The organism is Duganella sp. GW821-FHT01E12, assembly GCF_059422325.1.
This window is the reverse complement of sequence record NZ_JBWKWR010000002.1, coordinates 1,029,972-1,041,621: the sequence shown is the minus strand read 5'-3', so window position 1 is coordinate 1,041,621 and position 11,650 is coordinate 1,029,972. Positions and strand designations below refer to the sequence as shown.

The following is an 11,650-nucleotide window of genomic DNA, read 5'->3' as shown; positions in this document are numbered from 1 at the left end:
CCGCTATTTTTTGTAGATGCCCGCTTCCAGCACCACGTCGCCGACCCGCAGCACGTAGGTGGTCTTGGGTTCGATCTTGCCGTTGCCGGGGTTTTTGTACTGGTAGTCGACCCAGCCGTGGCCCTTCTTGGCGGCCACGTCGATGATCTCGCGCCGGTATTTCTTGCCGCTGGCGTCGGGCACGTCGGTCAGGTCCTTGCCGACGATGGAGGGATTGAACGGATGGGCCAGCACCACGCCTGTGGCCAGGTCGCGCAGGTCGATGTACAGCGAACCCTGCACGAACTCCGCATCCTTGGCCGCGACCTTACGGATCATGTCGTCCTTGCCGTGGGCCTTGATGTAGGCGGCGCCCTTTTCCACCAGGGCGATGGCGTCTTTCTCGGTGGGCTCGGCGGCGCCGGCGGCGGTGTGCAACAGCGTGGCGGCGACAGCGGCCAGGATGGCGGTCAGTCTCATGGCAGTTCCTTGTGTGGGGGGGGGGAGGGGGCTTGCTCCCATGAACTGTACGCCGCTGCCGCCGGCCGGAATTGCGCTGCCGCAAGTTCTGGCCGTATGGCAATTTTGTACGCGCTCTGTGTCAAGGGAAAATGTATTTCCGTGCGTCAGTTGATTTACGGCAATCGCAAATTCGGCGGGCGGCCTAGCATGCAGTTTCCGCCCCCTTTTATTGCGATAGGAACCCGCGATGACCTCTACTCCGATAGCCTCCTGGAACAGCGCCGGCGCCCAGGCGCCCAAGTTCAAGCCCTTCATCCGCCAGACCATCTCCCACTCGCGCCAGTGGGAATGGCTCACGCCCGACCTGCAGGAGGCGGTGCAGGTGGTGTCGCACGTGCTGCCGTTCCGCACCAACGAATACGTGATGGACCACCTGATCGACTGGAGCAACATCCCCGACGATCCGATCTTCCGCCTGACCTTCCCGCACCGCGACATGCTGGCGCCGGACGACTACGCCCAGCTGCGCGAGCTGGTGCTGGGGCGCGCCAACCAGCAGGCCTTGACCGAGCTGGTGCGGCGCATCCGCCTGCGCATGAATCCCCATCCGGCCGGGCAGATGACGCACAACGTGCCGCGCGTGAACGACGCGCCGCTCAAGGGCCTGCAGCACAAGTACAAGGAGACGGTGCTGTTCTTCCCCAGCGCCGGCCAGACCTGCCACGCCTACTGCACCTTCTGCTTCCGCTGGCCGCAGTTCGTCGGCATGGACGACATGAAGTTCGACGCCAAGGAATCGCACCAGCTGGCCGACTACCTGCGCGGGCATCCCGAGGTGACGGACGTCCTGATCACCGGCGGCGATCCGCTGATCATGAACACGCGCTCGCTGGAGGCCTACATCGAGCCGCTGCTGGCGCCGGACCTGGCGCACATCCAGAACATCCGCATCGGCACCAAGTCGGTGGCGTACTGGCCGCAGCGCTTCGTCACCGACCGCGACGCCGACGACCTGCTGCGCCTGTTCGAGCGGGTGGTCGGCAGCGGCAAGAACATGGCCATCATGGGCCACTACAACCACGCGGTGGAGCTGCGCCCGGAGATCGCGCAGCAGGCCGTCAAGCGCATCGTCGGCACCGGCGCCACGCTGCGCATGCAGGGGCCGCTGATCCGCCACATCAACGAGGACCCGCGCAGCTGGGCCGAGCTGTGGCAGACCGGCGTGCGGCTGGGCGCCATCCCCTACTACATGTTCGTCGAGCGCGACACCGGCCCGCGCGAATACTTCCAGCTGCCGCTGGCGCGCGCGCACGAGATCTTCCAGCAGGCCTACCAGATGGTGTCGGGCCTGTCGCGCACGGTGCGCGGGCCGTCGATGAGCGCCTTCCCCGGCAAGGTGGTGATCGACGGCATCGTCACCATCGGCGGCGAGAAGGTGTTCGCGCTGCAGTTCCTGCAGGCCCGCAACGCCGACTGGGTGCGCAAACCCTTCTATGCCAGGTTCGATCCCAGGGCCACCTGGATGGACGAGCTGAAACCGGCCTTCGGCAAGGACAAGTTCTTCTTCGAGGAGGAGGGCGGCAGCCGCAGCGAGTACGGCGCCGAGCCGCCGGGCCAGCGCAAGGTGATCCCGCTGATCGCGGCGCGCCAGGACGAGGCGCAGCGCGGCGGCGCGGCGGCTGCGGCGGCCGGCTGCGGCGCCCACAGTTCGGCCTAGGTGCGCCATGTCCGGCCGCGCGGTGTTCGTGCTGGTGTTCCTGCCGTTCGCGCTGGGCCACTATCTGTCGAGCCTGATCCGCACCGTGAACGCGACGCTGGCGCCGCAGCTGATGGCGGCGCTGGCGCTGACTCCCGCCCAGCTTGGCCTGCTCACCAGCGCCTTCTTCCTGGCGTTCGCGCTGGCGCAGCTGCCGGTCGGCATGGCGCTCGACCGCTGGGGCCCGGCGCGGGTGCAGCCGCCGATGCTGCTGCTGGCGGCGCTGGGCGTGCTGGCCTTCTCCGGCGGCCGCGATTTCGCCCAGCTGCTGGTGGCGCGCGCGCTGATCGGGCTGGGGCTGGGCGGCTGCTTCATGTCGGCGGTGAAGGCGGTGTCGACCTGGGTGGCGCCGGCGCGGCTGCCGTCGGTGCAGGGCTATCTGATCGCGGCCGGCGGCCTGGGCGCGGCCTCGGCCACCTTGCCGGTGCGGCTGGCGCTGCACTACACCGACTGGCGCGGCCTGTTCGTCGGGCTGGCCGCCGCGGTGGCCGGCCTGGCGCTGCTGATACGGCTGGTGGCGCCCGCCGCGCCGCCGGCGTCGTCGCCGGCGCGCCCGGCCAGCCTGGCGGTGCTGCGCGAAGTGTTTAGGCATCCGGCCTTCCGCGAGGTGGCGCAGCTGGTCATGGTGCCGCACATGGTGTTCTTCGGCATACAGGGCCTGTGGATCAGCCGCTGGCTGACCGACGTCGCCGGCTATTCCGAGGCGGCGGTGGCCTACCTGCTGTACCTGGGCATGGCGGCGGTGATCTTCGGCGCCATCGCGGTCGGCATGCTCACCGAATGGGCCGGACGGCGCGGCGTGGCGCCGATCAGCGTGGCGGCGGCCGGCGTGGCGTTGTTCGTGGCGGTGCAGCTGGGCTTTGTGCTGAACTGGGCGCCCAGCTTCCAGCTGCTGTCGGTGGTGTTCACGCTGGTGGGCACGGTGACCGGCATCGAGTACGCGATCGTCGCGCAAAGTCTGCCCGCGTCGCTGACCGGGCGCGGCGCCACCTGCCTGAACCTGTTGATCTTCCTGGGCGCGTTCGCGATGCAGGCCGGCTTCGGCATGGTGCTGGGCTGCTGGCGGCCCGACGCGCTGCAGCACTATCCGGCGCAGGCCTACCGGGTGGCGTTCGGCGTGCTGGTGCTGCTGCAGCTGCGGGGACTGTTGTTATTCGCGCGGCGGCGCTGGGGTGCGGCGGCGCATTCCGGTAAAATCGACCATCAATCCGGCAGTCCGGCAACCAGCCCTCCGATCGCACGATGACTACTGCATCCACCGTCTTTGCCTCCCTGCCGGCCGCGTGGCAGGACTGGATCATGGAAAACCTGACGCGCGCCTGCAGTCCGCTCGACATGGCCAACAGCATGGCCGCTTCCGGCCAGCACAGCATGGCGGTGGCGCGCGCCGCCATCGACGAGGCGCTGGCGCTGCGCGCGGCGGACGGCCAGGCGCCGGCGGCCAGCGTGTTCGTGGCGCCGCAGCAGATGCCCTACATCGACCTGGAACGCAACCTGATCGCGGCGCCCGGCTGCGCGGCGGAGGTGCTGTTCGTGCTGAAGCAGCCGCAGATCATCCTGCTGGGGAATGTGCTCAGCGACGAGGAATGCGACGCCATCGTGGCCCACTGCGGCACGCGCTACACCCGCTCCACCGTGACCGGCGAGGCCGACGGCGCCAGCGTGGTGCACGAGGGCCGCACCAGCGAGATGGCCTTCATCCAGCGCGGCGAGGCCGAGGTGGCCGAGCGCATCGAGCGGCGGCTGGCGGCGCTGGCGCACTGGCCGGCCGAATGCGGCGAGCCGTTCCAGCTGCAGAAGTACGGCGCGACGCAGGAGTACCGTCCGCACTACGACTGGCTGGACCCGGACAGCAGCGGCCATCGCAGCCATCTGGCGCGCGGCGGCCAGCGGCTGGCCACCTTCATCCTGTACCTGAGCGATGTGGAGCAGGGCGGCGGCACGGTGTTCCCCGGCCTGGGGCTGGAGGTGTATCCGAAGAAGGGCAACGCGCTGTGGTTCCTCAACACCGACATCAACCATCAGCCGGACAAGCAGACCTTGCACGGCGGCGCGCCGGTGGTGCGCGGCACCAAGATCATCGCCAACAAATGGCTCAGGCAAGGGCGCTACGGTTAGAATGGCGGGCATTGTCCCGCTTTTAACCTAGGAACCCCATGAGACTCGTTCGTTACGGCCGTCCCGGCAAAGAGAAACCAGGCCTGATCGATGACGAAGGCAAGCTGCGCGACCTGTCCGGCGTGATCGCCGACATCGACGCGGCGCAGCTGGCGCCCAAGGCGCTGCGCAAGCTGGAGAAGATCCCGCACGCCTCGCTGCCGCTGGTGCGCGGCAATCCGCGCTACGGCGTGCCGCTCGCGCGCGTGGGCAAATTCATCGGCATCGGCCTCAATTACTCGGACCACGCGGCCGAAGCGGGCATGCCGATTCCGAAGGAACCGATCGTGTTCATGAAGGCGGTGTCCTGCCTGTCCGGCCCGGACGACCCGATCATGCTGCCGCAAGGCTCGAAGAAGACCGACTGGGAAGTGGAGCTGGGCGTGGTGATCGGCACGCGCGCGCAGTACGTCAGCGAGGAGGATGCGCTCAAGTACGTGGCCGGCTATTGCGTGGTCAACGACGTGTCGGAGCGTTCGTTCCAGCTGGAGCGCGGCCCGCAGTGGGACAAGGGCAAGGGCTGCGACACCTTCGGCCCGGTCGGCCCGTGGCTGGTGACGCCGGAGGACATCTACGATGTGCAGAAGCTGGACCTGTACCTGGAGCTGAACGGCAAGCGCATGCAGACCGGCTGCACCGACACCATGATCTTTTCGGTGGCGCAGATCGTCAGCTATCTGTCGAAGTTCATGACGCTGGAGCCGGGCGACGTGATCGCCACCGGCACGCCGCCAGGCGTGGGCCAGGGCCGCAAGCCGCAGCGCTTCCTCAAGAAGGGCGACGTCCTGCGGCTGGGCATCGCCGGCCTGGGCGAGCAGCAGCAGGACGTCGTCGCCTGGACGGCGCCGAAGTAATCACGTCGCGCTGGTCAGCGCGCGGGTCAGCGCGTCGGCCAGGCGGCTGGTGATCTCCGCCAGTTCGGCCTCGGTGGCGATGAACGGCGGCGCCAGCAAAATATGGTCGCCTTGGCGGCCGTCGATGGTGCCGCCCATCGGATAGACCATCAGGCCGCGCGCCATGGCCTGCTCCTTGACCGCCGCGTGCAGCTGGCAGGCCGGATCGAAGGGCTGCTTGCTGTCGCGGTCGCGCACCAGCTCCAGCGCCAGCAGCATGCCGCGCCCGCGGATGTCGCCCACGTGCGGATGGTTGCTGAAGGCCTCGCGCAGCATGCGGCGGAAGGCCGCGCCGCGCACCGTCACGGCGCCCAGCAGGCAATCCCGCTGGATCACCTTCTGCACCGCCAGCGCGGCGGCGGCAGCCACCGGATGGCCCATGTAGGTGTGGCCGTGCTGGAAGGCGCCGCTGCCGTCGCGCAGGCGCTGCACGATGTACGTGCGCGCCAGCACCGCGCCGATCGGCTGGTAGCCGGCGCCCAGGCCTTTGCCCAGCACCACCAGGTCCGGCACCACGCCGTCCTGTTCGAACGCGTACAGCGTGCCGGTGCGGCCCATGCCGCACATGACTTCATCGAGGATCAGCAGAATGCCGTACCGGTCGCACAGCTTGCGCACGCCCTTGAAGTAGCCGGGCGTGGGCGGCACCGCGCCGCCGGTGGCGCCGACCACCGTCTCGGCGACGAAGCCGATGATGCGCTGCGGGCCCTGTTCCAGGATGGCCGCCTCCAGCTCGGCCAGCAGGGCGGCGGTGTAGTCGGCGGTGCTCTGGCCGTCGGCGCGGCCGCGGTACTCGTTGCAGGCGGAGACGCGCGGCACGTCCATCAGCAGGGGCTCGAACGGGCGGCGGCGCCACTCGTTGCCGCCGATGGCCAGCGCGCCCAGCGTGTTGCCGTGGTAGCTCTGGCGGCGGGCCAGGAACACACCGCGCTCGGGCTGTCCGGCTTCGAGCCAGTACTGGCGCGCCAGTTTGAGGGCGGTCTCCATCGCCTCCGAGCCGCCCGAGACCAGGTAGACGTGATCGAGGTCGCCCGGCGCGTCGTTGGCCAGGCGGGTGGCCAGTTCCTCGGCGGCGTCGCAGCTGAAGAAGGCGGTGTGGGCGTAGGCGTTGCGGTCGATCTGCGCGTGCATGGCGGCCAGCACGTCCGGGTGGGCGTGTCCCAGCGAGGAGACGGCGGCGCCGCCGCTGGCGTCGAGATAGCTGCGGCCCTGGCTGTCGCGCACGGTTAGGCCGGCGGCGCTGACGGCCAGCGGCGGGGGGCGGCGCAGATTGCGGTGGATGATGTGGCTCATGGCGTCCTTTCGGTCGGGGTGACGAAGAGCAGACGATAGCCGCGATCGGCTTGTATTCTGTTGATCTATGCCGCACCATGAGCGAATATTTTTTTTGGATGCCTGCCATGGATGATCGTTTGGGACCCATACCGTTTGCCGACATGAGCGCCGCCCAGCAGGTGGCCGCGCAGGCTGTGATCGACGGGCCGCGCGGGGCCTTGTACGGCCCATTCGTGCCGCTGATCCGCAGCCCGGAGCTGATGGCGGCGGCGCAGCGCATGGGTGAGTACCTGCGCTACCGCAGCGCGATCGGCACGCGGCTGACGGAGCTGGCCATTTTGGTGACGGCGCGCCAGTGGAGCCAGCAGGTAGAGTGGGCGATCCACGAGCCGATCGCGCGCCAGTACGGTATCTCGGACGAGGTGGTGGCGGCGGTGGCGGCGCGTCGGCGGCCGGAGGGTATGGCGGCCGACGAGGCGCTGGTGCACGACTTCTGCATCCAGCTGCACCAGCGGCAGCGGGTCGACGACGAGACCTACGCGGCGGCGCTGGCGGCCTTCGGCGAGCACGGGGTGGTGGACCTGATGGGCATCAACGGCTACTACACCTTCCTGGCGATGGTGATGAACGCGGCGCGGACGGCGGTGCCGGCGTCGGCCGCCGTGCCGCTGCCGGATTGACGAGCAAAGCGATAGTGATGGATCAACTGAGAGAATATTTTTTGCGCCTGCAGGCGTCGCTGCCTGTCGATGGACCTGGTTTCAGCGCGCTGGTGCTGCGCGATGGCGAGGTGACGTTCGAGCTGCATCATGGCCTGGCGTCGCTGGAGCTGGAGGTGCCGTTGTCGGCGCGGTCGGCGTATTACCTGGCGTCGGAGTCCAAGCAGTTCACGGCGGCGGCGGTGCTGGCGCTGGTGCGCGCCGGGAAGGTCGGGCTGGACGACGACGTGTGCGCGCTGCTGCCGGAGCTGGCCGGCTTCGAGCAACCGTTCGCCTTGCGCAGCCTGCTCAATCACAGCAGCGGGATCCCGGACTACTTCCAATTCCTGCGCTGCCAGCCGGGCCGGCACGAGGACGACTATTTCAACAACGCCGACATCCTGCGCATCATCGCGCGCATGGACACGCTCGACGGCGGCTCGGGCCACCGCTACAGCAACAGCAATTACATCCTGCTGGCGGCGCTGATCGAGCGCCTGAGCGGCATGCCGGCCGCGCGTTATCTGCGCGAGACGCTGCTGCTGCCGCTGGGGATCACGCGCATGGGCTTCGACGACGACCGCCAGAACGTGCTGCCGCACCGGGTGTGCAGCTACGAGGCCGATGCGGCGCGGCCGGGCGGCTACCGCCAGCATCTGGGCAATGCCAATACGGTGGGCGACGGCGGCATGTACGCCAGCACGCGGGAGCTGGTGCTGTGGGAGCGCGAATGGCATCGCCAGTGGGCGCAGCCGGACAGCCTGCTGCGGGCGATGCTGCAGCCGTCGCCGCTGGAAGACGGCTCGCTGCCGGACTACCGCTTCGGGCTGGAGTGGGTGCGGCGCCAGGAACACGACGTGGTGTTCCATGGCGGCTGCCTGTGGGGCTTCAATACGCTGATCGTGCGCCTGCCGCAGCGGCGCATGTCGGTAATCCAGCTGGCCAATTCGGACGGCGCGCAGCCGGACATGGAGCAGCTGGTGGCGGCGGCGCTGGCCTAAACGGTGGGGTCAAGTCTGACATTCGGACACGAGCTCTGCTGTATGCGGCGCCTACAGCAGAGCTCGTGTCCGAATGTCAGACTTGACCCCAAATGGGTTTACAGCACTTTTTTCAGCCAGGCACTGATGTGGTCCACTTCTTCTTGGCACAGCGAGTGCTGCATCGCGTAGTCGTGCCACTCGACGTTGTAGCCGAGCTGCTTGAGCAGGTCGCGCGACTGTTCGGCGCGGGCCACCGGAATCACCGGGTCCATGCGGCCGTGCACCATGAAGATCGGCGTGGCCAGGCTGGCTTGCGTGTGCTCGGCGGCGGCCTTGGCGGCGATCGGCACGTAGCCCGACAAGCACATCATGCCGGCCAGCTTTTCCTGCAGCCGCATGCCGGTCTGCAGCGTCATCGCGCAGCCCTGCGAGAAACCGGCCAGGATGATGCGATCGGCCGGAATGCCGCGCGCCTTCTCGCGCTCGATCAGCGCCTCCACCTTGGCTTGCGAGGCGCGCAGGCCGGCTTCGTCTTCCTGGCGGCCCAGGTCGTTGGCGACGATGTCGTACCAGGCCCGCATCACGTAGCCGTTGTTGATGGTCACCGGCATGGTGTCGGCGTTGGGGAAGATGAAGCGGATCGGCGGCAGGCCGCGCAGGTCCAGCTCGTGCAGCATGGGCACGAAGTCGTTGGCGTCGGCGCCCAGGCCGTGCATCCAGATGATGGCCACGCTCGGGTTGGCGCCGGTTTCTTTTTCGATGGTTTGCAGCAGGGTGCTCATGGGCGTCCTCAGGGTTGGGGGCGTTGCGCGGATTTGGGCCGGAAGGCCTTGCACACGGACGGGTCGGTTTCCATGTAGGGGCCGCCGATCAGGTCGACGCAATACGGCACGGCGGCGAAGATGCCGCCCACCAGCGTGGCGCCGGCCGCGTCCTTCAGGCCGCCCAGCGTTTCGGCGATGGCCTTGGGCTGGCCCGGCAGGTTCAGCACCAGCGCGGCGTGGTCGGCGGTCTCGCGGATCACGGCGGTCTGGCGCGACAGGATGGCGGTCGGCACGAAATGCAGGCTGATCTGGCGCATCTGCTCGCCGAAGCCCGGCATCTCCTTGGTGCCCACGGCCAGCGTGGCCTCGGGCGTGACGTCGCGCCGCGCCGGGCCGGTGCCGCCGGTGGTCAGCACCAGGTGGCAGCGGGCCACGTCGACCAGCTCGGTCAGCGTGGCTTCGATCTGTGCGCGCTCGTCGGCGATCAATCGGGTTTCAACACGGTAGGGAGTGGTGAGCGCGCGCGCCAGCCAGTCTTGCAGCGCGGGCAGGCCGAGGTCCTGGTAGACGCCGCCGCTGGCGCGGTCGGACACCGATACCAGGCCGATGACCAGGGTGTCGGTGTTACTCGTCATCGGACTCGCTGTCTTCTTCGTCGCCGGCGTCGGCCGGCTTGGCCTTGCCCTTGCCAGCCTCGATCTGCTTGAGGATCTGGAAGATTTCGCGGTAGGCCTTGGGCGGCTTGTTCTCGGCCTGTTCCTTGCGGGCGTTGCGGATCAGGGTGCGCAGGTGCTGCACGTCCAGTTCCGGGTTTTCCGCCAGCAGCGTGGTGAGCGCCTTGTCGTCGGTGAGCAGCTTGTCGCGGCGGCGTTCCAGCGCGTGCATGGCCGCGGTCTCGGACTTGGACGCGCCTTTCCAGGCGTCGATCGCTTGCTGGATCACGGCCACTTCGGTCTCGTCGAGCGTGCGCATCTTCTTGCCGACGAATTGCAGCGCGCGGCGCCGGCCTTCGTGGTTGGTGATCTGCTGGCATTCGAGGATGGCGTCGCGGACGTCCTCGGGCATGGGCACGCGCTTGACGCGGTCGCGCGGCGATTCGACCAGGGTCTCGCCCATTTTCTGCAGGGCGTCGGACTGGCGCTTGAGTTCGGATTTGGAAGGACGTTCGTACTCTTGCTCGAATTCGGTGGAGCTGAAGCCCACGCCGCCGCTGCCGCGATTGGGATTTACCATAATATTAACTTTCTGTCAGGCGCGTGGCCGCACCTGTAAACTGTAAACGACTGCTATGATACCTGTTTTAGTGCCCACCCGAAGATTACAGCCCATGAGCGATACCCATTTCACCCACACCCAGGACCAGTTGAAGCAGCTTGCGCGCGATGTGCTGGCGTTTGCCAAGGCGCAGGGCGGCACCGATTGCGCCGTCGAAATCAGCGAGGGCAGCGGCCTGTCGGTGTCGGTACGCAAGAGCAAGATCGAGACCATCGAGCAAAACAAGGACAAGGGCATGGGGGTGACGGTGTTCATCGGCCAGCGCCGCGGCAACGCCAGTACCTCGGACTTTTCCCCCGCCGCGCTGAAGGCGACGGTGGAGGCGGCCTACAACATCGCCCGCTTCACCTCGGACGACGACTGCGCCGGCCTGGCCGACGCCGACCAGCTGGAAATGGCGCCGCGCGACCTCAAGCTGTTCTATCCGTGGGACATCAGCACCGCCGACGCGGTGGCGCTGGCCCAGCGCGCCGAGGCGGCCGGCTTCGACGTCGACCCGCGCGTGACCAATTCCGAGGGCGCCGGCGTGCACGTGCAGCAGTCGCACTTCGTGGCGGCCAATTCGCGCGGCTTCATCGGCGGCTATCCGTATTCGCGTCACACGCTGTCGGTGGCCATGATCGCCGGCAAGGGCTCGAAGATGCAGCGCGACGACTGGTACACCTCGGTGCGCGACGCGAAAAAAATGTCGGGGCCGGAAGCGATCGGCCGTTACGCGGCCGAGCGCGCGCTGGCGCGCCTGAACGCGCGCACCATCGACACCCGCACCTGCCCGGTGCTGTTCGAGGCGCCATTGGCGGCAGGCCTGCTGGGTGCCTTCGTGCAAGCCACCTCGGGCGGCTCGCTGTACCGCAAGTCCAGCTTCCTGCTCGACTCGCTGGGCAAGCAGGTGCTGCCCAAGCATATCCAGATCAAGGAAGACCCGCATGTGATCGGCGGCGTCGGCTCGGCGCCGTTCGACGAGGAGGGCGTGCGCACCGTCAAGCGCGACGTGGTCAAGGATGGCGTGGTGCAGGGCTATTTCCTGTCGACCTATTCGGCGCGCAAGCTGGGCATGAAGACCACCGGCAACGCCGGCGGTTCGCACAACCTGTCGCTGACCTCGTCGCTGACCAAGAAGGGCGACGACTTCGCGGCCATGCTGCGCAAGATGGGCACCGGCCTGCTGGTGACCGAACTGATGGGCCAGGGCACCAACTACGTGACCGGCGACTACTCGCGCGGCGCGTCGGGCTACTGGGTGGAGAACGGCGTGATCCAGTATCCGGTGGAGGAGATCACCATCGCCGGCAACATGAAGGACATGCTGGCGCAGATCGTCGCGGTGGGCGCCGATGTGCTGGTGCGCGGCACCAAGCAGACCGGCTCCATCCTGATCGAAAACATGGTGGTGGCGGGCGGTTGACCG

The 11,650-nt window shown here is 68.0% G+C and carries 12 protein-coding genes; 7 read left to right on the top strand and 5 right to left on the bottom strand.

The window, feature by feature from the left end; all coding sequences use genetic code 11:
• Positions 1-3: 3 nt before the first annotated feature.
• On the bottom strand, positions 4-459 hold the full coding sequence (locus tag AC07WS_RS09915; RefSeq protein WP_494728870.1) for a cache domain-containing protein: 456 nt from the start codon (positions 457-459) through the stop codon (positions 4-6).
• 229 nt (positions 460-688) lie between these two features.
• Between AC07WS_RS09915 and AC07WS_RS09910 the strand changes: the two genes are divergently transcribed.
• From AC07WS_RS09910 to AC07WS_RS09895, 4 genes are read left to right on the top strand one after another with little or no spacing between them, the layout of a single operon-like run.
• Positions 689-2,158 (top strand): KamA family radical SAM protein, encoded by a 1,470-nt coding sequence (locus AC07WS_RS09910; protein ID WP_494728869.1) that lies wholly within the window; start codon positions 689-691, stop codon positions 2,156-2,158.
• 7 nt (positions 2,159-2,165) lie between these two features.
• Complete coding sequence (locus AC07WS_RS09905; RefSeq protein WP_494728868.1) at positions 2,166-3,443, top strand: MFS transporter; 1,278 nt, start codon at positions 2,166-2,168, stop codon at positions 3,441-3,443.
• Positions 3,440-4,315 (top strand): 2OG-Fe(II) oxygenase, encoded by an 876-nt coding sequence (locus AC07WS_RS09900; RefSeq protein ID WP_494728867.1) that lies wholly within the window; start codon positions 3,440-3,442, stop codon positions 4,313-4,315. Before AC07WS_RS09905 ends, AC07WS_RS09900 begins: the two co-directional genes overlap by 4 nt.
• 38 nt (positions 4,316-4,353) lie before the next feature.
• The gene (locus tag AC07WS_RS09895) at positions 4,354-5,208 is read left to right on the top strand and encodes a fumarylacetoacetate hydrolase family protein (protein WP_494728866.1); all 855 of its coding nucleotides are present in this window, start codon (positions 4,354-4,356) and stop codon (positions 5,206-5,208) included.
• Here the strand turns inward: AC07WS_RS09895 and AC07WS_RS09890 are convergent, their stop codons facing one another.
• Positions 5,209-6,540 (bottom strand): aspartate aminotransferase family protein, encoded by a 1,332-nt coding sequence (locus tag AC07WS_RS09890; protein WP_494728865.1) that lies wholly within the window; start codon positions 6,538-6,540, stop codon positions 5,209-5,211. It lies immediately after the preceding gene.
• 107 nt (positions 6,541-6,647) lie between these two features.
• Between AC07WS_RS09890 and AC07WS_RS09885 the strand changes: the two genes are divergently transcribed.
• Together AC07WS_RS09885 and AC07WS_RS09880 are read left to right on the top strand one after the other, a co-directional pair.
• Positions 6,648-7,202 carry a carboxymuconolactone decarboxylase family protein gene (locus AC07WS_RS09885; RefSeq protein ID WP_494728864.1) on the top strand — a complete coding sequence of 185 codons (555 nt, stop codon included), beginning with the start codon at positions 6,648-6,650 and terminating at the stop codon, positions 7,200-7,202.
• Positions 7,203-7,219: 17 nt separating this feature from the next.
• Positions 7,220-8,221 carry a serine hydrolase domain-containing protein gene (locus tag AC07WS_RS09880; protein WP_494728863.1) on the top strand — a complete coding sequence of 334 codons (1,002 nt, stop codon included), beginning with the start codon at positions 7,220-7,222 and terminating at the stop codon, positions 8,219-8,221.
• A gap of 98 nt (positions 8,222-8,319) precedes the next feature.
• On the opposite strand, the gene AC07WS_RS09875 is transcribed toward AC07WS_RS09880, so the two are convergent.
• The 3 genes from AC07WS_RS09875 to yjgA are packed head-to-tail and all read right to left on the bottom strand — an operon-like array spanning position 8,320 to position 10,200.
• Positions 8,320-8,985: an alpha/beta hydrolase gene (locus tag AC07WS_RS09875; RefSeq protein ID WP_494728862.1), complete on the bottom strand. Its 666-nt coding sequence runs from the start codon at positions 8,983-8,985 to the stop codon at positions 8,320-8,322.
• A gap of 8 nt (positions 8,986-8,993) precedes the next feature.
• A complete protein-coding gene (gene mog, locus AC07WS_RS09870) occupies positions 8,994-9,602 on the bottom strand; it encodes a molybdopterin adenylyltransferase (protein WP_494728861.1) in 609 nt (202 codons plus the stop codon).
• Complete coding sequence (yjgA, locus tag AC07WS_RS09865) at positions 9,592-10,200, bottom strand: ribosome biogenesis factor YjgA (RefSeq protein WP_494728860.1); 609 nt, start codon at positions 10,198-10,200, stop codon at positions 9,592-9,594. The genes mog and yjgA overlap by 11 nt, the downstream gene beginning before the upstream one ends.
• 94 nt (positions 10,201-10,294) lie before the next feature.
• On the opposite strand from yjgA, the gene pmbA reads away from it, so the two are divergent.
• Positions 10,295-11,647, top strand: a complete 1,353-nt coding sequence (pmbA, locus tag AC07WS_RS09860) for a metalloprotease PmbA (RefSeq protein ID WP_494728859.1) — start codon at positions 10,295-10,297, stop codon at positions 11,645-11,647.
• Positions 11,648-11,650: the final 3 nt, after the last annotated feature.